This is a genomic window from Staphylococcus sp. OJ82 (assembly GCF_000294465.1).
GTDB lineage: Bacteria > Bacillota > Bacilli > Staphylococcales > Staphylococcaceae > Staphylococcus > Staphylococcus equorum.
In genome coordinates this window covers 559,016-581,644 of the sequence record NZ_ALPU01000003.1, presented here as the reverse complement: position 1 = coordinate 581,644, position 22,629 = coordinate 559,016, and the positions used below count along the sequence as shown (strand labels likewise).

Genomic DNA, 22,629 nt, shown 5'->3' with positions numbered 1-22,629 from the left:
TAATGAGCATTCAAAACTGAATGCAATATGTCAATGTCATTCCTCTTCATCTTCTCAAGGAAGATGTTCCGAATATATCCTTAGAAAGGAGGTGATCCAGCCGCACCTTCCGATACGGCTACCTTGTTACGACTTCACCCCAATCATTTGTCCCACCTTCGACGGCTAGCTCCATAAATGGTTACTCCACCGGCTTCGGGTGTTACAAACTCTCGTGGTGTGACGGGCGGTGTGTACAAGACCCGGGAACGTATTCACCGTAGCATGCTGATCTACGATTACTAGCGATTCCAGCTTCATGTAGTCGAGTTGCAGACTACAATCCGAACTGAGAACAACTTTATGGGATTTGCATGACCTCGCGGTTTAGCTGCCCTTTGTATTGTCCATTGTAGCACGTGTGTAGCCCAAATCATAAGGGGCATGATGATTTGACGTCATCCCCACCTTCCTCCGGTTTGTCACCGGCAGTCAACCTAGAGTGCCCAACTAAATGCTGGCAACTAAGTTTAAGGGTTGCGCTCGTTGCGGGACTTAACCCAACATCTCACGACACGAGCTGACGACAACCATGCACCACCTGTCACTTTGTCCCCCGAAGGGGAAGGCTCTATCTCTAGAGTTTTCAAAGGATGTCAAGATTTGGTAAGGTTCTTCGCGTTGCTTCGAATTAAACCACATGCTCCACCGCTTGTGCGGGTCCCCGTCAATTCCTTTGAGTTTCAACCTTGCGGTCGTACTCCCCAGGCGGAGTGCTTAATGCGTTAGCTGCAGCACTAAGGGGCGGAAACCCCCTAACACTTAGCACTCATCGTTTACGGCGTGGACTACCAGGGTATCTAATCCTGTTTGATCCCCACGCTTTCGCACATCAGCGTCAGTTACAGACCAGAAAGTCGCCTTCGCCACTGGTGTTCCTCCATATCTCTGCGCATTTCACCGCTACACATGGAATTCCACTTTCCTCTTCTGTACTCAAGTTTCCCAGTTTCCAATGACCCTCCACGGTTGAGCCGTGGGCTTTCACATCAGACTTAAGAAACCGCCTACGCGCGCTTTACGCCCAATAATTCCGGATAACGCTTGCCACCTACGTATTACCGCGGCTGCTGGCACGTAGTTAGCCGTGGCTTTCTGATTAGGTACCGTCAAGATGTGCACAGTTACTTACACATTTGTTCTTCCCTAATAACAGAGTTTTACGATCCGAAAACCTTCATCACTCACGCGGCGTTGCTCCGTCAGACTTTCGTCCATTGCGGAAGATTCCCTACTGCTGCCTCCCGTAGGAGTCTGGACCGTGTCTCAGTTCCAGTGTGGCCGATCACCCTCTCAGGTCGGCTACGTATCGTTGCCTTGGTAAGCCGTTACCTTACCAACTAGCTAATACGGCGCGGGTCCATCTATAAGTGATAGCAAAACCATCTTTTACTTTAGAACCATGCGGTTCCAAATGTTATCCGGCATTAGCTCCGGTTTCCCGAAGTTATTCCAGTCTTATAGGTAGGTTACCCACGTGTTACTCACCCGTCCGCCGCTAACTTCAAAGGAGCAAGCTCCTTATCCGTTCGCTCGACTTGCATGTATTAGGCACGCCGCCAGCGTTCATCCTGAGCCAGGATCAAACTCTCCATAAATGAATTATGATGTTTGATTAGCTCATAAAATACTAATTTGTGTGTTATCTCTAACACGTTTGAACCAACAATTTAATGTTGTGTTCGGAATTAACGTTGACATATTGCAATTCAGTTTTCAATGTTCATTTGGATAATTGCTTTATCATTATACCATTTCGATTGACGTTGTGTCAATAAAAAATTAATATTCTTTAACAATCATTTAACATTACTTTAATAATATTAAAGTATTTCTTATAAAGTTTCAAGTATATTTTTTACACTTTTTCGAAATTGAATTAAATAATGTTTTTGTCGTTTTTGACGACTTTTATATAATATCAATTCCACAAGAGAAAGTCAATACTTTTTTGTTTATTGTGATTTGTTACGTTTACACTGTATCGTGCTTTCGTTGGTCACAAGAAATAATTCTACCACCATTCAAAAAAATTGCAAGAGAAAAGTGGATAAAAATTAAATTAATTTCTACCCACTCCTTAAATACTACTATTTACTAGTCTTTTCAATGATTTGTTGTGCCATTGATTGGTATATTTCTCCTAATCTATCATCTGGTTGATAAATGGAAGGCGCGAAATCTTTTGGATTCCATGATGGTTGTTCTAATGGTAGGTGACCTAATAAGTCTGTTTGTAATTCTTCAGCAAGCTTTTCACCGCCACCCGTTCCAAATACATATTCTTTATTTCCAGTTTCTTCGCTTTGGAAGTAAGACATGTTTTCTATTACACCTAAAATCGTGTGTTCAGTGTGTTTTGCCATTGCTCCAGCTCTTGCTGCAACAAATGCTGCAGTAGGATGAGGTGTTGTTACAATAATTTCTTTACTTGATGGCAACATCGTATGTACATCTAAAGCAATATCCCCTGTACCTGGTGGTAAATCTAAAATCAAATAATCTAAATCTCCCCATCGTACTTCAACAAAGAAATTCGTAAGCATTTTCCCTAACATTGGGCCTCTCCATATAACTGGTGCGTTCTCTTCAACAAAGAAAGCCATTGAAATTACTTTCACACCATGACGTTCAACTGGTATGATTTCTTTACCTTGTACCCCTGGTTTTTCATCAATTCCCATCATGTCTGGAACGCTAAAGCCATAAATATCAGCATCAACTAGACCAACTTTTTTACCTTCTCTAGCTAATGATACTGCTAAATTGACTGCTACTGTTGATTTTCCAACGCCACCTTTACCAGAAGCGATAGCTATAAACTCTACAGGATTGTCTTTAGATAATAAGCCTTCTATTGTTTGTTGCTCGTCATCACTCGTACCTCTATATTGTTCTACTACATCAGATGGTAATTCTTCAAATCTGATGCCAACGGTATTAGCCCCATTTTCTTTTAATACTTCCACTACGGCCATTTGTAAATCTAATTGAGGTTGTCCCCCTAATTGAGCCATAGCTATTTTGACACTTACATGCTCTATTTCTTCTTTAATAGTAACCTCTATTATTCCATCAGTTTCTTTTAAAGGTACATTTATTATTGGATCTTTTAATTCTCCAACAAGTTCTTTAACTTGCTCAGTCGTTAACACAATGCGTCCCCCTCTTTATAAAATAATCATTATTTATATTCTAACAAACAAAACTTAAGTTTGCTTTAAATAGTTTATATTCAGTATAAATATAATCACCTTATTAAAAAAGAAGTTAGCTCACTTCACTCTCTATTAAAGAATAAATAAACTAACTTCTTATAGTAATTGCTATATTTCTTTCTTAAATGGTTACTTTAACTATCGGAGATAAAGTTAAAGTATTACAGTTTCTACTATATATATTAACATTATATTATTTCTTCATAATCACAACAGTTAAAGTGCTTCAATTAACTGTTGTGATTTTCTAAAATAAGATGCTTATTTTCCATTTAAGTTTTCACTATCTGGATAAAATATTTCCTTACATATAAATAAGAGTCCAATGATAAATACAATCACCCAAAAATCAATATTTATATAAGTGTAATGGATATGCACTATGAAGTAAAATAGCAAAGTTGTTACAGTGAAAGTAATTAAGTGATAAGTTAACCCTTTAAAATATGGGTTATCTGGTAATTTTTTTCTAAAGTAATCCATTAAATTCTCTATTATAAATAAATTGAAATAACCTAATACAATATAACTACCATAATAAATTAAGTTATCGTAAAAGTTTTTGTTATATCCAAAATACGCAAGATGGAAATAAATTAGGATTCTACTCAAACCATATAATCCAAATCCTAAAAATGTTAAAAATATAGCCCCAGAAATAATAAATACCGAAAGTACAATAAGCGTTGTAAATAAATATTTTATATATTTCATTGCTTACTGTCCTCCCTTTTAACTCTATTTCGATATTCCGCTTAATAATCACCTAACTTTTATTGCAACCTCGCTAGTATTTATTATTAAAACTATAATCGCATAAACTATATTACCATTATAACAACTCACTACCAAATACAAATTAACACGAAGCTCTACTCTTCAAATTATAACGTTTATTGATGAAGTAAATCATGTTTTAGTTATATAGATACAGTTTACTAATTAGATTCTTGTTTCTGTTCTTTATAAAACACAGTCCATAAAACTATTAGTATAATCAATATAATTAAACTAAGTAAGATAACATTGTGTATTTGCAGACTGATAAAAGTGAACGATAAAGCATAAACGTACCCCATTACAGTAGAACCTATTGAATTACCTAAACTCTTAGTTAATGTATAGAGTGACATCATCCGCTTCATATTATTTAATGAAGTCTCTTCTTGAGTTATAACACTATCTTTTGTATAAACTGTGCCAAAGCTAACCCCTGCAAGTAATAAACTAAATGCTATAAATAATGGCGATTCGGTGCCTATAAATATTAAAATGCCACATAGCATTAATAGTGTGAAAGCAAAAATATATAATCCTTTTCTACTCATTCTAACCTCTAATTTATCTAATGAAAAATTAAGCGCTAACCAAGCAAATGAAATTGGAAATATTACAAAGCCACTTTGTAATGGTGAGAGGCCCATTTCTTCTTGTAAATAAATAGGCATATATAAGTTGTAACCCATCAAAATAATTGCATAAGCAAAATCAGTAAAGAATATTAAAATAATTGTCTTATTAAATTCTGTAACTGGTACAAATGGTGTTTTTATGTTTTTTTCATTTTTGTAAAGAACCACTGCCATTATACAAGCTAAGATAAGTGAAATGATGTTTAAATATAAATTCGCTTTATTCATAACTGTAAATATTAAAAAGAAGATTAATACATAGAAGTACGTTAAGCCCTTCACGTCTAATTTATTCTTCGCAGTTGTATTTTCATTTTCAAAATGGAATGTGATTATCACCAATACCATAGCAGCAATTGCAATCGGAATATTCACGAAGAATAACCAGTGCCACGTTGCAAATTCTAAAATAGTTCCTCCCAAAACCGGGCCAATAATGCTAGAAATCCCCCACACACTACCAACAATTCCCATAATTTTATAACGTAATGGGATTTCAAAGGCAAGTTTAGGTACTATTTGACTCAGTGCCATCATTACACCAGCACCTAAACCTTGTATAAAACGAGACATGATAAGTATCTCGAAAGTGCCACTTATTCCGGATAAGAAACTTCCTATAGTAAAAAGCAATAATCCTAAAAGTGTGATATAAATAATTTTCGTTCGATCTAGTAGTTCTCCTACAATCGGATTAGCTATGACAATTGCAATAAAATAAACTGCGAAAATCAATGAAATGGATGAAGTAACATTTAAGTCATCTCTTATAGTAGGAATTGCTAAAGAAACAATTGATGTTTCGATGGCAGACATAAACATAATTAATATTAATGCAACTACGACACCTAAAGACTTAATATTCATAATCTACCTCCTTGCATAACAAATTAAAATTCTTTTAGCATAATCAGAGCAATTACTATGTAGTAATAAGTTTCAAATCGACTTTTTGAGGCTAGGGCAGAAATACATGTTACAGTCTAAATCTTTCTTTGTTTTAAAAAAAGAGCGGGATAGAAATCAAAATCTGATTTCATATTCCCGCCCCCACAAAGCCTACTAAAAAATAATACAAGAGCCGAAACTCTTGCATAAGTACTTAAAACAAGCCGATATATATCAGACAGCTAGTGCCCATATAATAATTGCTTTTAAAACATAGATTTATGTCCTAGAGACTACTAAATCTATGTTTTTTTAGAATTACATAAAATATAAAATAGCTATAAAATGAAATACGGATGCAATTACTATAAAGAAGTGCCAAATCATATGAAAATATGGACGATCTTTTTGTGCATAGAACCATGCTCCAACGGTATAAGCAATCCCACCAAATAGTATAAATAGCATAAATGTTACCGATGAATCGAAAATAATTGTCGGTAAAAATAAAACGCCAATCCATCCCATAACTAAATACATAGTTAAGCTCAATTTATGACTAACATTTTTAGCTAAAGATTTGTATAGAATACCCCAGAGTGTAATACCCCAAAGTACTGCCATTGCAGTCCATCCTAACCATCCGCCAATTAACACTAAACATATTGGCGTATATGTTCCAGCAATTGCAACATATATCATACTGTGATCAATAATTCTGAGTATATATTTATGCGAAGAATTATTAGGCATCGCATGATAAATCGTTGAAGATATAAGCATTAAGAAAATACTTATCACATATAGCGAAACGCTAAATGAACCTAATATGCCATAATCCAAAAAACTTTGTATTGCTGCATAAGGCAATACACATAAAGCAATGAATGCAGCTGCCCCATGTGAAACTGCATTTCCAATTTCCTCACCAAATGTTAAAGGTACAATATTTTTAAATGTTTTAGCCACTTTGCTATTATCTACATCTACTGTATGAGACATAAGTGTAACCACCTTTTTTATATCAAATTCATACGTTTCAAATCAGCTGTAGCTGTTTCAACACTATCTTTACCTTCTTTATTTTTTAAAGGAGAAAACTCTTCTTCTCTCGGTACTTGTAATGTAATAAAGCTATTAGCATATTGGAAAATATCAAAATAGAATAATTCAAACTTAAGTGTCGGTTGCTCAATTACGCCAAAATCATCATCTAACTGTTTTAGTTTTTTAATCGCTAAATGATATGGCAATGCATGATCAACCACATTGTTAATAAATAAAAGTTTAAATGTATGTATTCCTATATTAGCGTTATTAAATTCATTAGCAACTTCAGGGTCTAATTCTGAATATTCAAGTACAGTATCTTTTTGATTAGCTGTCACTAATCTACCAACACTTTCTCCCTCTTTAGGTTGAATTGACTTTGTAGTGATATCCATACTTTTTTGGAATGTATAACCTGCAAATAATGGATCCAATACTTTCACAAGAACGTTATCAATATTATTCAAGAAAATATATTCCACTCCATTGTCTGTCATTTCATCTAAATAGCCTGAATTTTTAAGTGATTTAAACACGCCACCATTACCGTTAGGCGTTTCTAGGATATTACCATCTACGTCTAAAACTAACTTGCCTTCTTCAGATAAGGCAACAATGTTCTCTTGCTTGAAAAAGTGCACATGTGATTTATCATATCCAAAATAATCTTTAGCTTCGAAAAATAGTTGTGTTTCTTTGTCATTTACTTTGCTAGTCATGATATACCAATCGACAGCTACACCTGTTTGCTCTTTTAATGCTATTAATTGTTGTGCTTGAATTTCAAATAAACTAACGCCTTCAATTTCAAATGAACCTTTAGGTCCTTTATAACCTAAACGCGTCCCTTGTCCACCTGCCATTAATAACACTGCAAATTTACCTTTTTGAATTGCGTCTAAACCAACTTCTTCATATTTTTTGATTTCTTCTTCTGAAAAATCATTTTTAACATCATATTTCACCTCATTAATAGAGGAAACGTCATCAATTACTTTTTTATTTACATACAAATCTTCGTATAAATCTTGAATATCAGATAAGTTTAAAGAGTCTACTTTATTAGCCAATTGTTCTTTCTCATTTGTACTCATTAGTTTTTCAAATTCAATTAAATGGTCTTGATTAAACTTTTCTAAACCTTTCTTATCTAGCATGTTCTCTCTCCTTAATATTCAAATATTAGATAAAAATAGTATCTTATTACTGACTTGAATATATAATTTCACTATTTGTACTTTATATTATTATGATTATATGCACAACCTTAATCATAACCATTTAAAAAAACAGCTGCTTAATAAATGGTTGAAAAAACACATAAGTTGCGCCTATAGTTAACGCGCTCGCAAGTGATAAATCAACGAGACCACCTGTTTTAAAAACTAAAGGGAATTTCACACTGATTGGGATAGGATATAAAAATTTAACTCCCCTAGGTGTTAACATATCTAGTATAACATGAGACAGCATTCCTAATATAATCGTAATTAAATAATAAATTGGCGTTTGAATAGCATATAATAAACAAATTATAATTGAAATAAATAATAGCGAGTGTGTAAATGTCCTGTGACCAAATAATAATCTAATAAAAAAGCTCAAAACTTTAAATCGTCTACCAATTTTACTTTGTGCATGACAAATATCAGGTAATAAACTTGATATAACTGCAAGCGTTATAACCGTAATTGATGTAAACAAATCTGTATGAAAATATTCTATAGTTAATGCGCCTACTAATAAACCGCATGATGCGTGGGTTTTACCTGTCATTTTCACTTCTCCTTATCGCAATATATTTTATCATATCTTTTATATCAATGCGAACGTACTTTCGGAAAAAACACTGAGTATAACATATTAAATAAAAGTATCACACAATTACTTGAAAACGGTTGCATGTTGTTGTATGATATAGCTATAAATTAATTAAAGGATGTGTTCTAGATATGGCAATGACAGTTAAAAAAGATAACAATGAAGTAAGAATTCAATGGAGAGTTGCAGATATTAAGATTCCAACAAGTGATATTAAGAACATTTCACAAGATCAAAATATCCATGAAATTCCAAAATTAGATAGAAACAAAGTTTCGAGAATTGGTTCTACTTTCGGAAAAACGAACCGTGTTATCATCGACACTAATGACCATGAATACATTATTTATACGCAAAATGATCAAAAAGTATATAATGAAGTAACAAAATAATATTAAACAATTAACAATAAAAAGACGCAATTCTAACCCCACGTTAGAATTGCGTCTTTTTTATATTAATCACGACTTAAACATATAAGGGATATCAATTAACCTCTAATTCACAATGATGATATACTATAGCTAAATCTTAGAAAGTGGGTGCATATCATGTACGTTGTTACGAATAGAATTGATGTTAAAAAAGGTTTTGCAGAAAAAATGGCGCCTAATTTTACAAAAAAAGGCAAAATAAATGAATTAGAAGGATTCCGTAAAGTTGAAGTTTGGCTAATCGAAGACGAAACAGATTACGATCAAATGTATGTGAATACTTGGTGGGATTCTGAAGAAAACTTCAAAGCATGGCTTGAAAGTGATGCGTTTAAAGAAGCACACGCAGGTAAGTCAAAATCTAAAAGTGAAGATTCACCAGTCATAGGGAATAAAGTTGTTAAAGCAAATGTTTTATCAACACTTAATTAATCAGATACGTTTGTAAGTTTAAATACAACAAAACAGTAAATATTGCAAAACACCCCGAAGATTAGTTTTTCAATCTAACTTTCGGGGTGTTTTAATTGTATTCATATTCATAATTCATAATGTTTTTAAACTAATTAAAATATAGATGCGCCATCAACGCTATAATCGGTAATGCAATAATTGTTCTGATTAAGAAAATAACAAATAGTTTAAAGATACTGACTGGAATTTTCGAGCCTAATATCACCCCACCTACTTCTGATAAGTAGATTAACTGACTAATACTTAATGCACCGATAACGAATAATGTAATATCATTGCCTACGCCCTCAATTAATATAGAAGGTAAAAACATATCGGCAAAGCCTATTAATATTGTTTCTGATGCTTGAGCAGCTTCAGGAATTTGCAGCAATTCTAAATATGGTACAAATGGTTTACCTATAATTGCAAATATTGGTGTGTAGGTCGCAACGATTGTCGCTAGTGTACCAATACTCATAACAACTGGTAAAATAACAAACCACATATCTACAACTGTTTTAAGTCCCGATTTGAAAAATGATTTGAATCCTGGTGCATTAATACCTGTTTCTGTTGCCATATCAAAACCGTGACTTAATGCTGTTTTATTTTCTGGTAATTTTTCAGTTCTCATTTCTTCAGATACTTCTTTTGAGTATTCGTCTTTGATAGATTTTAATGGCCAGACTCTTGGCAAAATTAATGCACAAACAATACACGAAACAATAACTGAAAAGTAGAAATAGAAGAAATGGTTTTGCATATGTACTGTTTCCGCAATGACGATAGCAAATGTTATAGATACTACACTAAAGGTAGTAGCAATAACTGTTGCCTCACGTCTAGAATAAAAACCACTTTCATATTGCTTACTTGTTATTAATACCCCTACTGTTCCATCTCCAATAAACGATGCTAAGTTATCCACTGTAGAACGCCCTGGTAATGTGAATAAAGGTCTCATAATAGGTCTAAAGATTGGACCTAAAAATTCTAACAATCCATATTCCATAAGTAATGGTAAAAATAATGCTGCAAATAAGAATACAGCAACTAATGTTGGCAATAGACTTTCAAATACAAGCCCGCCAGTGTCTGCAGAATATATTACTTCAGTACCAACTTTCAAATAAGTCATCCATACAAAGACAACTGCTAATATTCTTAATAGCAACCAGACGATGTTCACATTAAATGCATTATATAAAAGACCGTCTGGTTTTAATTTATTTTTCAGTATTGTAGAGCATAAAATCGATAATATGCCTGATATTGTGACAATCAAAACAATAATTAATGGTATGGCATCCCCTAGCACATCTTGTAATAGTCCTGCTAAAAACGCAACGGGTAATGTGGTTTGTTTAACACCATCTTCAGTCACAGTAATAGGTACTAAAAACAAGATAATACCAATTAATGACATGACAATGAATTTTAATCTACCTCGTACTAATTGTGATTTACTATATTTATTCATTTCATTCACCCCTTAGGTGTTTATATTTTTATATACACTTAAAAAAGCAACAGCAATAATTATAACCTATTATGTATAAATATGTAAATCAATAATTTTAGGTTTTTATTGTCTTCTTGTATATGTATAAATAAAATAATTGACTCTAATATTATTTAGGGTCAATTACACTTTATATGAAAACGCTTACTTTTGCAATTTATTTTTGAATTATATTTTTCTTATTAAAAATAAAAAGTATGGAACGCCGACAATAGCAACGATTACACCGACAGGAATATCGATAGGTGGATGAATACCTCTTGCAAGTCCATCACTAATTGACAGTATAAGTGCACCAATCAAACCTGACATAATTATGATGTGGATATGTTTATGGCCAACTATTCGTCGTGCTATATGCGGTGCTATCAGTCCAAGAAAACTTAATCCCCCGACGAGTGAAATTGAAGCGCCTGCTAAAGCTACTGCTAAAAATAATAAAATCATTTTAATCTTTTTAATTTTTGTCCCTAGTCCCAGCGCTACATCGTCACCAAGAATTAAAATATCTAACTGATGACAGTAATAAAAAATGAGCGGTAAGGTAATGATAAACCATGGTAATATCACTGTTATGTTCGACATGTTGTGACCATATAAACTTCCAGTAAGCCAAACTAATGCAGTATTTGCATCTAGCGGATTACGTATTAACATATATTGAACAATCGCCGTACAAATTGCACCTATTGCTAAACCAATTAATGCGATTTTGGAACCTTTCATATTAAATTTAGATATTAACAAAGTCAAAATCAAACTAATACAAAATGCACCAAAGAAAGAACTAAATGGCAAAATATATAAAGGCGCTGTAGGAAATAGCATTATAACCGTAACAGCGGATAAACTCGCACCTTTTGTAATACCAATAACATCTGGTGATGCAAGTGAATTTCTTACAACACCTTGTATCAGAGCACCAGAAATCGCTAAGCTACTACCAACAATCAATGCCAAGCACATTCGTGGCACTCGATACTCATTTAAAATAAAGTTATCTTGTAAAAGTAAACTTTTAACCACTTCAGCAGGATGTATAAATACTGAACCTATGGACAATGATCCAATTGCAAAAATAATAAGTAATATCGTCACAATCGTATATTTTAATATAAGTCTAATATTCATATGCGATCCACTCCTTTAGCAGTAATTGCAAGGAAGTATAATGCACCTACAAATGAAGTAACAATACCTACAGGCGATTCAAATGGAAATGCAATTAATCTACTGAGTACATCAGATAGCAGTAATAAGTCTGCACCAATAATTATCGCTAAAGGAATCATCACCCTATAATTTGTATGTACATAATATTTAACAATATGTGGGACGATTAATCCTACGAAGCCAATAGGACCCGCTACTGAAACAGAAGTTCCTGCTAATAAAATAACAAGTATAGCTATAATAATTCTCACTACTTTTACATTTTGCCCTAAAGATATAGCTAACTGTTCACCTAGCTCCATAATTGTTAATTGTTTTGCTATCATAATAGTCCCAATAAAAGCAATAATAAGCCAAGGTAAGATGCCTAAAATTTGTGTCCAGTTGATAGTAGATAATGAACCTACAAGCCAAAACATAACTGTGGAAGTTGCATGTTCGTTTAGTAGAATAATTCCTTGAGTCATACTTGTAAAAAATAAATGAATGGCCATACCTGCTAGTGCTAACTTAATTGGTGTTATTCCTTTTGTAGATCCTGATAGCAGATAAACTGTTAAACCACCTACAAACGCGCCAAAAAATGCTAGTATTGTAGCAAATGGTGTTAAGGCAGGTATAAGCATCGTGATAAATACGATAACAAAAGAAGCGCCCGAGTTAACGCCAAATATTTGAGGCGATGCCAAAGGGTTTCTCGTCATAGCTTGCATGAGTAATCCAGCCACGCTAAGTGCTGCACCAATGAATAGTGCTGCAATCATTCTAGGCATACGCACATTATGAATTAAAAATGTTTGTTTCGTTTGATCGTGTGTCCATAGATAATCTATAAAATCCTTCGTTGTAATGTGTGAAGCACCAACCGTTAAATTAAAATACATCATAACAAAAAGCGCACCCACACTCACAATGAATATGAGTGCTGTGCGTTTTTGTATTTTGCTTTCAGACCTATTGGTTTGACTAATACGCTTTACTTTAGCCATTTACCATCACCCTACTGTTGTTGTTTATCATTATTTTTGGTTTTAGAAACTTCTACGAGTTGTTTTGCTATTTCTTCAGATGAAATAATACCACGTGCTCGTGCCCATGTATTTCGATCAAAAATAGATACTTTATTATTTTTCACTGCGTCTAGATTTTTCCACACTGGATCCTGTTCTTGTTTTTTCAAATTCGGGTCTTCTTTTCCTTCATCAACCATGATAAACATTCGTCCTGGATTAATATCTGAAAGTACCTCAGAATTTAATTGTAAATAAGGACCTTTTAAGTATTTAGCCAAATTATCTGTTTCTGTTTTATTTAATGCGTTCTTAAAACCTAGCTCTTTTAGCAGTTCACCAACATAAGTATTTTCAGGATGAGATAATAATCCTGATTTTGCAATGACAGTAGCTAACACTGGCTCAGATTTATCCATAGTAATTTCTTTACTGTATTCTGACATTAAATCCTGATGTTCTTTTAATCTTTCTTTTCCTTTATCTTCTTCGCCTACTGCTTTCGCAATTGTTTTAAACGCATCTAAATTATCTTTATAGTCACTATCAAAACTTGGCAGTAGAATTGTCGGCGCAATTTTTTCTAAATCTTTTTGTATGCCTTTATGTCTATTAGTATCAGCTATAATTAAATCTGGTTTTTGATTACTAATTTCTTCTAAGTTAGGCTGTTTACGTAAACCAACTGATTTATAATCACCAATTTTTTCACGAATTGGTTTTAATATTCTATCCTTTTTACCATCATCTGCTATACCCACTGGTTTTATATCTAAAGCTGCAAGTGCGTCTACATATGAAAATTCTAACGCTACGACTCGCTCAGGATGTTTATCAAGCTTTGTTGTACCGCCATCATGTTTAATCATCACGTCAACTTTATTAGCGTTATCCCTTTTAGATTCCCCAGTGTCTTTATCATTACCACTTCCACAAGCGGTCAATAATACTACTATCAAAGCTAATATAAGCACACTCATAAATTTAAAACTATGCTTCATCGTTGTCACTCCTTAGATGTGTATATTTACATATCTAATTTTATTGAGAATGATTATCGTTGTCAACATATTTTAATTAACTTTTAATTTTCTACAATGAATTAAACACTTGATTTTTAATGTTAGTGCATGCTTGCTCAACACCTTCATCACGTGTATATGCTTTTGTTAAATTAGGCATATACATGCTTTGTGCTAAAGCTTTATACCCTAGACTAAATTGTATTTTGTCTCCTAATTGATAAAAATCCTGATTTAATAAATCAATCATGACATGATCACTTGTAGCACCTAATATTTTCACTTGATGATGTATAGGTGTAATCGCTTCGACATGCGTATCCAAACTACCAATATCAATAATGGCTTGTAAATATTGTTTGCCTGTATCATAGTTCATACGTGGCTTAATCTCTACTATTTCTGCTTCTAAAATAATTGTATCTTGATATAACATTGCAATTGGATGATTTGTTGTGGTCTCAATTCCTCTGAAGAGCGTTTCGCCTATTCTCAGTTCGTTAATTTTACCTAAATCACTATAAGCCATTTGAGTTAACAAACTTGAATTTCCACCTGATATAATTTTAAATCTTATATTGGTCACTTCTTCAATAGACTTTACAAATTGATTAATCATTTTCACATCTTCATCTGTAGGTGCGTTAGACTGAAAACACATAAAGTTAAATGCTAACCCTGCAATATTAAGGTGATGCATCTGAATTATTTCTTTAATATAGTCAATCACATCATAAGTTAAGATACCTTCCCTAGCATCTTTCCAATCCACCATGAGTAAAATTTGGTGCTTCACTTGTTGTTTACCTGCAAGATTATTTAATTGTCGAATCGTCTCTATCTCAGTTTGAATACTTATATTCGTATAACGCACTACATCTTCAAGTTCATATTGATTTGTAGTTCCTATCATTATAAAAGATAGATTCGTATCTTTACTCTTCGTAATATTATCAATTCTGGCATCTGCAAAGTGTGTCATACCAATGTCTTTTAACACTTCTATAATTTTGCTATCACCAGCCACACATTTGGTTACAGGTGTAAAACAAATATTATTTTGACTGCACAAGGCGTTTAATACATGACCGTTATATTTAATTTTAGATAAATTAATCTGTAATTGTGCCATGTTTACACCTCTTTATATAATGGGTTCTTTAATTTTATCGTTACGTACTGTTTCACTTTACTTTCCATTCTCATGCGCAACAATGCTTTGACTGAAATCGTAGGTCCAAACAAAACTGCTTTCAACACTTGTGCATGAGCTTTTTGTGAATCTATCGCTTCATCTACTATGTTCCCAACTAATTTAAATAACGCTCGCTCATCTACTTCTTCATATTTTGAAAAATAATGAATCAGTTCTGCAATTTGATTTTGAATTACTGAATGTTGAAACTTTCCGATAACCGCTTCAATATTTTCAGCAATCAGACTTGAATTCGTTATATCAACATGAGGTAATTTAAGCTTTAAAGTGTCTAAATCTATTCTTGAACCACCTAGATCTCTAATAATAAATTTCATTTGATAATCCGGTCCAAGATTAATAATCGTATTTTGCATATGCGCTTCTAAGGCGATACCGTAATCTTGTATATATGCAATTAATGGTTCAATTAAAGTTTTCGCATAACTACACAAAAATTGTTTGATGGCGATTGATGTAGGTCCTTCTCCAATCCACTCCAAGTAACTATCTACAACGACTTTGTTATCAACTGGATTTTTATTAATTAGACTAGCTGTCACTAACGTCGTTCCGTTATCTGCGATATAAGGTTTGTGTCTCACTATGCAAGCCAATTGACGTGCGGTATCGTCATCTATATTTACATGAATACCATAAGGTTCCAAAGCGACTTGTAATTGTGGGTGTAGCTCTAACATCTCTTGTAATTCATAACTGAGTTTAGGTCCATCTACTGTCGTCACAGCTGCAACGGTTCGGATGGCACTCGTAGCTTGAATATTTACTGGTAATTTAATATGATACGGCTTATTGATTAACGCCATTGTTCTAAATGATAACGTTGCTTTAGATGCTACATCAAATGGTGTGGGTAATAATCGACCTTCTTTTATCCATTCCGAAAATTGATGCACAATCACATTGTCATATTGCCAAGGATGTACAAGTATTATTCTATAATCCTCCAGTTCAAACTGGTACGGTTCTAAAAATGCTTTGAGTTTATAACGATATTCAGGAATAATATGATTTAAAATATATTGTTCATCATCTTCCATTGACGTTGTAATACAATCTGCTTTATGAATAAGCATTACTTTTAATGGAATAATCTTTTCAAACTCTGGCGCATATAATTTTACTTCTTTTCTTGTTAATGGCAATTTCGTTTTAGACAAGGGATGCGTTGGATGCCCTTCTACAACGATACTCTCCGAATAAGTTAAATCATTAATTTCTTCTGAATCTTTAAAATGCTTTAACCAGACGAAGAAATTAATAGTTTCAGGCATTCTCGAAAATTTCAATGTTGCATGAATCAATGCTTGTCTATGAGAAAAATGGTCATACGTCAATGCAAAACCATCTCTACTAGAAATGAGTTCTTCTCTCAATCTGTTACTCATTGGTATATCAAATTGCTTATCCAATACATCGAGCAAGTGTTCTACAGTTTCGATTTCCATCATAGTGTTACCCTTGATGTAACGTATCTTTCCTCTAAATACATATCTTTCCATATCACTTTTATGTACTTTATCCACTTGTAAAAGTTGTCCATGATATTGTAATTCAATATAATCTTCAAACTCATTAACTATCATTTGATCAGGAAAAATATGTTCCTTAATAATCGCATTATAAATACGATACTGTACGTTTTTATCTGCAGTTTGCCATGTCCGATCCGTCATACAACAATGCCTCCATTTTGCTCAATCTATTTATTATATATTGAATAATGCTGTAATCACAAATGTATTCAATTCTATTACAAAGCATATGATTACTGTATTTAAAGTAATTTACTTCTACTTTTCCATTTAATACTCACTATGTTCCCTCTATTTTTCAAATCAACACAGTACTAAAAATAAATTATCCGGTGTCCATTCACTTTGGGATGTTAAAATACATAGAAAAGTGGTAAATATAAATGATGAAACTGTTATATTTCATATGTCATACAATCAAATTAACACTATTATGATAGAACCCATACTTTTTTATAATTGATAATTATTATCAATGTACTTAATATAGATTATATAAATACCTTATACTTTTGTAAAATAATTTTAAGAGGTGCCTTATGAATACAAACATAGACTTTAACAATTCAATTAATAAACTCACTGAAGATGAACAATATGCATTAACCTATTTAGAATCTATCAATTATGAATGGCGTGATGCATTTATGAAAGCGTTATTAATCAGTAGAGATAAAATATCACAGCGGCTCATCACTTCTTTACATAGAGAGAATTTAGTTAATAGTCGCGATTATAGTCAGGTCATTACAACACAAGATGCACCAATAAACTTAGCAACTAACCAATTACAAACATTAAAAATAAATTTCCCACACGCTCAAAAAACTTTATATGCACCTATTACTGGATTACATGCATTCGATAGAATTGATGTTGAAGGCCCCTTTTATTTTGAAAGTAAGCATAATTTTGAAAGAATTTTACATCCTAATGAGATATTAAGTTGTATTTTAACCGAAGTACCAACACTTAATAATGACGCAAGTTATCAATTTAGAGAAGATATAAATAATAGCGTAGCTAATATGGCTATTTCGCTTAGCTTTCAAATGATTACATTAGCTGATGAAACTTTGCCTCTTGGTCAACTAATTATTGAAGCGGAAGATAGTTATTTAAGATCCGAGCAAGCAGTTGTTGAAGGGCATCCCTTACATCCAGGTGCAAAATTACGTAAAGGTATGACACCTGAAACTGCAATTAATTATTCTTCTGAGTTCAATAATGTTATAGGCTTAAAGTTTATCTTAATACATAAAGATATTGCAAAAGTTGAAGCATTATCCAAAAATTACAATGAAACTCTATATGATTTATTCGAAGGCTTATATTCCGAAGTTTTAAAAGAGGTTGGTTCTGAACATATTGATACGTACTATGTCATGGTCATACATCCATGGCAATATAATGAAGTATTAATAAATCAGTATGACAATGAGCTTAAAGAAAAACGAATTATTCCAATTCACTATCAACTTGATTATCACGCTGGTCTATCGTTTAGAACACTAATGCCAAAGCTGCCTATAACTTCACCCCACATTAAACTATCAACTAATGTGCACATCACAGGTGAAATTAGAACTTTATCTGAACAAACAACAATTAATGGTCCACAAGTCACAAAAATTTTGAATGACATTAAACATAGCGATACCCTATTTCATAATATTGCAGGAGATACGATTGATGAAATTGCTGGCATCCACTTTTTTAAAACAGAAGATCCACATGATATACAAACTATAAGAAGTGAACAATTAGGTTCGTTATTTAGAACTAATATTTATGATGTTATTGATAATAATACAACACCTATGATTCCATCAAGTTTAGTTGCCAACTATGTTTATAACTATGAAACACCTATCAATACACTTATCAAAAAGTATGCACAAACACATGCTTTTGATTCTTATAAAGAAGCATGTATCACTTGGGTAGAACAGTATAGTCAAGCACTAATTGATATTACGCTACCTTTATACATTAAATATGGCATCGCTCTTGAAGCACATTTACAAAATACTATCGCTACATTTAATAGTGATGGCTCGTTAAACAAATTATATGTCCGTGATTTTGAAGGTTTACGCATTGATGAAGCTTACTTGAATCACATGGGATATAGAACCCAAAATTTTCATGAGAAATCCTTAATTTTAACGAATCAACCACAAACTGTTTTTAATAAAGTATTTTATTCTAGTATTCAAAACCATCTTGGAGAATTAATCTGTACTTTAGCAAAATCTAGTGCTATTGATGATTTAGAACAAAGCATATGGTCAAACGTAAGTGATCTATTAGCTAACAAGTTAAATGTTATCGGCAATACTATGGATGATTCTAAAAGAATCGATGAAATTAGAGCATTATTATTCGCGTCTGAAATTGACTATAAATGTGTAACCACGATGAGACTAGAAGATGAAGCAGATGTTTATACATATATAAAAGTGAATAATCCACTTCACCGAAATCATGAATCTCATTAAAGTATGATATTAAGTCTATATAAATATTAAAAAACCAAATGCTTTTATAGCAATTGGTTTTTCGACATTTTAAAACCGCTAAAGCAAATTAACTTTAGCGGTTTTTAGTTTGATACTCAATTAATTATTGTAAGCCTTTTTCCTCATTATTTGAGTTTTGGCTTTTTTCATTTTTTTGAGACCATTCTTTTTTAGTCATTACATCTTCAACGCGCATGTTAACTTCAACTACGTCAAGACCAGTAATATATTTAACTTGTTCTTTAACTAAATCTGTTACTTTACGGAAGATTTTAGGTGCTGATTCACCGTATTCTAATATTACTTTTAAATCAACAGCTGCTTGTTTTTCTCCAACCTCAACGCTTACGCCTCTTGAAACGTTCTCGTTGCTTCCGAATGAGTTAGAAATACTATCGACGAATCCGCCTTTCATTTCTAAAATTCCACTTACTTCACGCGCTGCGATACCTGCAATTTTCTCAATTACTTCATCAGAAAATGTTAATTTATTTGAAAATTGCGGTTCTTGTTTTTGTTGTTCTTGTTCTTGTTGCTTTTGTGCTTCTTGTTCATTAACTCCAGTTTGATTATTATATGCTTGTTTTGCTTTGTTATTATCTACTGCCATATTAAAATCTCCTTTGTCTTCTCAATTTTTAAAATTTAATTTTAAGTCATTTTCAAACTTTGGAAATACTAACTCCATCGATTTAAGAAATTTAAAAAGTCTTGCTTACGGTCTTTAGTATACCCGATTGCAATTCCAATCAAACATAATACTAAGATTAATATTGTACTCCAGAAACCTAGTGTTAAGAATAATATTGCGATAATCAAGAATGCTAAGAATCCAATGATTCTCCATTTAAATACTTTTAAGAAATCAACAACTTCTTGTGTAGAATCTTGTCCATTTTGGTGATTATTATTAGTCATGATAACCCTCCCTTACAACACACGTTTGCCTGAGGTTTTTTGATCTCTAACGTTGACCTCTAGTTTTGATACTGGTAATTCAGTAAAGTGTTCTACGTTCTGCTTAATGTCATTTCTAATTTCTTCCGTTAATGATTTAACTTGAACATCACCTGGTACAAAGAAATCCGCTTTCAAAGCAATATGTGATTTCTTCTTCTTGTTATACAATTTTGCAATCACGTTCGGTTGACGAATTTGATCATATTGTACAAGTGTATCGTATGCTGATTTTTCAATTGCTTTTCTCGATACATAAATATGACCATCATTGAAATCTTTGTATAGTCCGGGTTTTCTATACGTAGGTTTAAACAAGCTGAATACTAGTATCAGGCCAATTAAAATGAGTAACGCTGCTAAAGTTATTAAGGTTGGTTGAAACCAATTAAACTGTGTTAAGTAATCTTGATATTGAGTAATTCTAGAGTCTTTGATATACATAAACAGTAAAACACCAACGATTACTACAATTAAAAGTCCTAATATGAAATTTTTAAGTCGCTTCACCTCGTATGCCACCTCCTATGTTTCTAGATTATGTACTTGTTATATATGACTAATACCCTTTAAAAAAATCTTAGAAACATTTTTATTGTATTTGTTAAATATTTTCTATGGCAAAATAAGTTTGCTCTAGTTATTATTCTTCCGATCTTCAGTTGATTCTATTTGTTTATCGTCTTCTGTTTCTGAATCATCTTGATTTGCTTTACGATATTGTAAAAGCTGACTATCCGTGACAAGTAGCTTATTGCTAGGTCTCGGCTTTTCTATTGCTAATGATTTAAAGAGTGACCATATCATTAATATAATGACAATGGAGAATGGTAATGCTGCAATAATTAACAGGTTTTGAATCGATTGCGTTCCACCCGTATAAATCATAATCATCGCAAATAACGCTAAAATAATGCCCCAACTGACTTTGACTAAACCAGAAGGATTAATACTACCTTTAGAACTCAACATACCTAATACATACGTAGCTGAGTCGGCTGATGTTACAAAGAAAATCATAATGACTATCAGCGTAATAATACTCAATACAAATCCTAATGGAAATTGTTCCAATGTAGCAAAGGTCGCTGTTTCCGTTGCTTCTTTCGCGATATTCACAATACCGTTTTGTTGTAAGTAAATTGCTGAGGCGCCAAATACTGCAAAAAATATGAAACATACAAGCGCTGGTACAAATAATACACCTAATATAAATTCTTTAATCGTTCTACCTCGAGAGACACGGGCGATAAAGATTCCAACAAACGGCGCCCATGAAATCCACCAAGCCCAATAGAAGATTGTCCATTGTTTTAACCACTGGAATTTCTCTCCACCCGATTGCGGTATACGTAAACTCATGTTAAAGAAATTAGCAATATAATCCCCTAATGAATTGGTAAACGTATTTAATATCGTTAGTGTAGGTCCTACACAGAACAATAAGAGTAACACGAGGAAAGCTAACGCCATATTAATATTACTTAAGCTCTTAATACCTTTATCAATACCTGACCAAGCTGACCAACTAAATAATAAGGTTGCTATAATAATGATAATAACTTGACTCCCAAAATTAGAAGGTATTTCAAATAAGAAATTCAATCCTTCATTGATTTGCAACGCACCAAAACCAAGTGTTGCAGCAACACCTGTTACAGTAGCAATAATTGCAAGGACATCTATCGCCCCACCGATAGGACCTTTCATCATTTTACTGCCTAAAATAGGTATTAACGTAGCACTGACTAGTCCCGGATAACCTTTATGGAAATTAAAGTACGCAAAAACGAGTCCCACGATACCATATACAGCCCATGCGTGCACACCCCAATGAAAGAATGAAAATTGCATCGCATCATTAATTGCAGTTTGCGTGCCTGCTTTATGTAATGGGGTTAAAGTAAATGCATGACTAATTGGTTCAGAAGTTGTCCAAAAGACTAAACCAATACCCATACCTGCACTAAATAACATTGCGAACCATGATTTTAATGAAAATTCAGGGTCTTCGCCTTCTTCACCCAATGTAATAGATGAATATCTAGAAAATAATAGATAAACACATACAATTAATATGACTAATACAAGTAATAAATAATACCAACCAAAATTAACTGCTATAAAATTCGTAATAGATTGAGTGACTGATTCTAATTGTTTCGGTAATATTGCGCCATAGAGTACAAATACTGTACAAATAGCTAATGCCACCCAAAATACTGCTGTCATTTTTTTAAAATGCATAACAAAATTACACTCTCCCTTTGCTTTATGTAAGATACATACCCTATCATACTTAATATATTCCATATTTGTAACCACTTTTAAGGATTATTAAAATCTTATTTAAA

General features: G+C 32.8%; 19 protein-coding genes and 1 rRNA gene. 3 read left to right on the top strand and 17 right to left on the bottom strand.

Annotated features, from left to right (window positions below; genetic code table 11):
* Positions 1 to 84: 84 nt before the first annotated feature.
* The 7 genes from SOJ_RS05055 to SOJ_RS05025 all read right to left on the bottom strand — a co-directional run bounded on the left by SOJ_RS05055 (position 85) and on the right by SOJ_RS05025 (position 8,383).
* Positions 85 to 1,637 (bottom strand): 16S ribosomal RNA (locus tag SOJ_RS05055).
* Positions 1,638 to 2,129: 492 nt separating this feature from the next.
* Positions 2,130 to 3,194 carry an Mrp/NBP35 family ATP-binding protein gene (locus SOJ_RS05050; protein ID WP_002507016.1) on the bottom strand — a complete coding sequence of 355 codons (1,065 nt, stop codon included), beginning with the start codon at positions 3,192 to 3,194 and terminating at the stop codon, positions 2,130 to 2,132.
* A gap of 324 nt (positions 3,195 to 3,518) precedes the next feature.
* Positions 3,519 to 3,971 carry a SepA family multidrug efflux transporter gene (locus tag SOJ_RS05045; RefSeq protein WP_002507014.1) on the bottom strand — a complete coding sequence of 151 codons (453 nt, stop codon included), beginning with the start codon at positions 3,969 to 3,971 and terminating at the stop codon, positions 3,519 to 3,521.
* A gap of 224 nt (positions 3,972 to 4,195) precedes the next feature.
* The gene (gene sdrM / locus SOJ_RS05040) at positions 4,196 to 5,536 is read right to left on the bottom strand and encodes a multidrug efflux MFS transporter SdrM (RefSeq protein WP_002507013.1); all 1,341 of its coding nucleotides are present in this window, start codon (positions 5,534 to 5,536) and stop codon (positions 4,196 to 4,198) included.
* A gap of 339 nt (positions 5,537 to 5,875) precedes the next feature.
* Positions 5,876 to 6,559 carry a PAQR family membrane homeostasis protein TrhA gene (trhA, locus tag SOJ_RS05035; RefSeq protein ID WP_002507012.1) on the bottom strand — a complete coding sequence of 228 codons (684 nt, stop codon included), beginning with the start codon at positions 6,557 to 6,559 and terminating at the stop codon, positions 5,876 to 5,878.
* A gap of 17 nt (positions 6,560 to 6,576) precedes the next feature.
* Positions 6,577 to 7,764 (bottom strand): UTP--glucose-1-phosphate uridylyltransferase, encoded by a 1,188-nt coding sequence (locus SOJ_RS05030; RefSeq protein ID WP_002507011.1) that lies wholly within the window; start codon positions 7,762 to 7,764, stop codon positions 6,577 to 6,579.
* A gap of 124 nt (positions 7,765 to 7,888) precedes the next feature.
* Positions 7,889 to 8,383, bottom strand: a complete 495-nt coding sequence (locus SOJ_RS05025; RefSeq protein ID WP_002507010.1) for a metal-dependent hydrolase — start codon at positions 8,381 to 8,383, stop codon at positions 7,889 to 7,891.
* 176 nt (positions 8,384 to 8,559) lie between these two features.
* Here SOJ_RS05025 and SOJ_RS05020 point away from each other — a divergent pair, with 176 nt between their 5' ends.
* Positions 8,560 to 8,820, top strand: a complete 261-nt coding sequence (locus tag SOJ_RS05020) for a SunI/YnzG family protein (RefSeq protein WP_002507009.1) — start codon at positions 8,560 to 8,562, stop codon at positions 8,818 to 8,820.
* Between the two features lie 159 nt (positions 8,821 to 8,979).
* Positions 8,980 to 9,294: a heme oxygenase gene (locus SOJ_RS05015; protein WP_002507008.1), complete on the top strand. Its 315-nt coding sequence runs from the start codon at positions 8,980 to 8,982 to the stop codon at positions 9,292 to 9,294.
* A gap of 130 nt (positions 9,295 to 9,424) precedes the next feature.
* Here SOJ_RS05015 and SOJ_RS05010 read toward each other — a convergent pair whose 3' ends face one another.
* From SOJ_RS05010 to SOJ_RS04985, 6 genes are all read right to left on the bottom strand, one after another.
* Positions 9,425 to 10,798, bottom strand: a complete 1,374-nt coding sequence (locus SOJ_RS05010; protein WP_002507007.1) for a YjiH family protein — start codon at positions 10,796 to 10,798, stop codon at positions 9,425 to 9,427.
* 210 nt (positions 10,799 to 11,008) lie between these two features.
* Positions 11,009 to 11,971: a FecCD family ABC transporter permease gene (locus SOJ_RS05005; RefSeq protein WP_002507006.1), complete on the bottom strand. Its 963-nt coding sequence runs from the start codon at positions 11,969 to 11,971 to the stop codon at positions 11,009 to 11,011.
* Entirely contained in the window at positions 11,968 to 13,002 is a 1,035-nt protein-coding gene (locus SOJ_RS05000) for a FecCD family ABC transporter permease (protein ID WP_002507005.1), read from the bottom strand. Before SOJ_RS05000 ends, SOJ_RS05005 begins: the two co-directional genes overlap by 4 nt.
* Positions 13,003 to 13,013: 11 nt before the next feature.
* Positions 13,014 to 14,024 (bottom strand): ABC transporter substrate-binding protein, encoded by a 1,011-nt coding sequence (locus SOJ_RS04995; protein WP_002507004.1) that lies wholly within the window; start codon positions 14,022 to 14,024, stop codon positions 13,014 to 13,016.
* A 91-nt stretch (positions 14,025 to 14,115) separates the two neighbouring features.
* Positions 14,116 to 15,177, bottom strand: coding sequence for an alanine/ornithine racemase family PLP-dependent enzyme (locus SOJ_RS04990; RefSeq protein WP_002507003.1), 1,062 nt, complete (start codon positions 15,175 to 15,177; stop codon positions 14,116 to 14,118).
* A gap of 2 nt (positions 15,178 to 15,179) precedes the next feature.
* Positions 15,180 to 16,937: an IucA/IucC family protein gene (locus SOJ_RS04985; RefSeq protein WP_002507002.1), complete on the bottom strand. Its 1,758-nt coding sequence runs from the start codon at positions 16,935 to 16,937 to the stop codon at positions 15,180 to 15,182.
* Between the two features lie 398 nt (positions 16,938 to 17,335).
* On the opposite strand from SOJ_RS04985, the gene SOJ_RS04980 reads away from it, so the two are divergent.
* Positions 17,336 to 19,297, top strand: a complete 1,962-nt coding sequence (locus tag SOJ_RS04980; protein ID WP_002507001.1) for an IucA/IucC family protein — start codon at positions 17,336 to 17,338, stop codon at positions 19,295 to 19,297.
* 124 nt (positions 19,298 to 19,421) lie between these two features.
* Here the strand turns inward: SOJ_RS04980 and SOJ_RS04975 are convergent, their stop codons facing one another.
* The 4 genes from SOJ_RS04975 to SOJ_RS04960 all read right to left on the bottom strand — a co-directional run bounded on the left by SOJ_RS04975 (position 19,422) and on the right by SOJ_RS04960 (position 22,522).
* Positions 19,422 to 19,928: an Asp23/Gls24 family envelope stress response protein gene (locus tag SOJ_RS04975; protein ID WP_002507000.1), complete on the bottom strand. Its 507-nt coding sequence runs from the start codon at positions 19,926 to 19,928 to the stop codon at positions 19,422 to 19,424.
* Positions 19,929 to 19,996: 68 nt separating this feature from the next.
* Complete coding sequence (locus tag SOJ_RS04970) at positions 19,997 to 20,236, bottom strand: DUF2273 domain-containing protein (RefSeq protein WP_002506999.1); 240 nt, start codon at positions 20,234 to 20,236, stop codon at positions 19,997 to 19,999.
* A 12-nt stretch (positions 20,237 to 20,248) separates the two neighbouring features.
* On the bottom strand, positions 20,249 to 20,785 hold the full coding sequence (amaP, locus tag SOJ_RS04965) for an alkaline shock response membrane anchor protein AmaP (protein ID WP_002506998.1): 537 nt from the start codon (positions 20,783 to 20,785) through the stop codon (positions 20,249 to 20,251).
* Positions 20,786 to 20,911: 126 nt separating this feature from the next.
* A complete protein-coding gene (locus SOJ_RS04960) occupies positions 20,912 to 22,522 on the bottom strand; it encodes a BCCT family transporter (protein WP_002506997.1) in 1,611 nt (536 codons plus the stop codon).
* Between the last annotated feature and the right edge of the window lie 107 nt (positions 22,523 to 22,629).

Bases quoted from the DNA above. Each gene is read 5' to 3' on its own strand.
- SOJ_RS05045 (WP_002507014.1), bottom strand. From the start codon at position 3,971: ATGAAATATATAAAATATTTATTTACAACGCTTATTGTACTTTCGGTA.
- sdrM (WP_002507013.1), bottom strand. From the start codon at position 5,536: ATGAATATTAAGTCTTTAGGTGTCGTAGTTGCATTAATATTAATTATG.
- trhA (WP_002507012.1), bottom strand. From the start codon at position 6,559: ATGTCTCATACAGTAGATGTAGATAATAGCAAAGTGGCTAAAACATTT.
- SOJ_RS05030 (WP_002507011.1), bottom strand. From the start codon at position 7,764: ATGCTAGATAAGAAAGGTTTAGAAAAGTTTAATCAAGACCATTTAATT.
- SOJ_RS05025 (WP_002507010.1), bottom strand. From the start codon at position 8,383: ATGACAGGTAAAACCCACGCATCATGCGGTTTATTAGTAGGCGCATTA.
- SOJ_RS05020 (WP_002507009.1), top strand. From the start codon at position 8,560: ATGGCAATGACAGTTAAAAAAGATAACAATGAAGTAAGAATTCAATGG.
- SOJ_RS05015 (WP_002507008.1), top strand. From the start codon at position 8,980: ATGTACGTTGTTACGAATAGAATTGATGTTAAAAAAGGTTTTGCAGAA.
- SOJ_RS05010 (WP_002507007.1), bottom strand. From the start codon at position 10,798: ATGAATAAATATAGTAAATCACAATTAGTACGAGGTAGATTAAAATTC.
- SOJ_RS05005 (WP_002507006.1), bottom strand. From the start codon at position 11,971: ATGAATATTAGACTTATATTAAAATATACGATTGTGACGATATTACTT.
- SOJ_RS05000 (WP_002507005.1), bottom strand. From the start codon at position 13,002: ATGGCTAAAGTAAAGCGTATTAGTCAAACCAATAGGTCTGAAAGCAAA.
- SOJ_RS04995 (WP_002507004.1), bottom strand. From the start codon at position 14,024: ATGAAGCATAGTTTTAAATTTATGAGTGTGCTTATATTAGCTTTGATA.
- SOJ_RS04990 (WP_002507003.1), bottom strand. From the start codon at position 15,177: ATGGCACAATTACAGATTAATTTATCTAAAATTAAATATAACGGTCAT.
- SOJ_RS04985 (WP_002507002.1), bottom strand. From the start codon at position 16,937: ATGACGGATCGGACATGGCAAACTGCAGATAAAAACGTACAGTATCGT.
- SOJ_RS04980 (WP_002507001.1), top strand. From the start codon at position 17,336: ATGAATACAAACATAGACTTTAACAATTCAATTAATAAACTCACTGAA.
- SOJ_RS04975 (WP_002507000.1), bottom strand. From the start codon at position 19,928: ATGGCAGTAGATAATAACAAAGCAAAACAAGCATATAATAATCAAACT.
- SOJ_RS04970 (WP_002506999.1), bottom strand. From the start codon at position 20,236: ATGACTAATAATAATCACCAAAATGGACAAGATTCTACACAAGAAGTT.
- SOJ_RS04960 (WP_002506997.1), bottom strand. From the start codon at position 22,522: ATGCATTTTAAAAAAATGACAGCAGTATTTTGGGTGGCATTAGCTATT.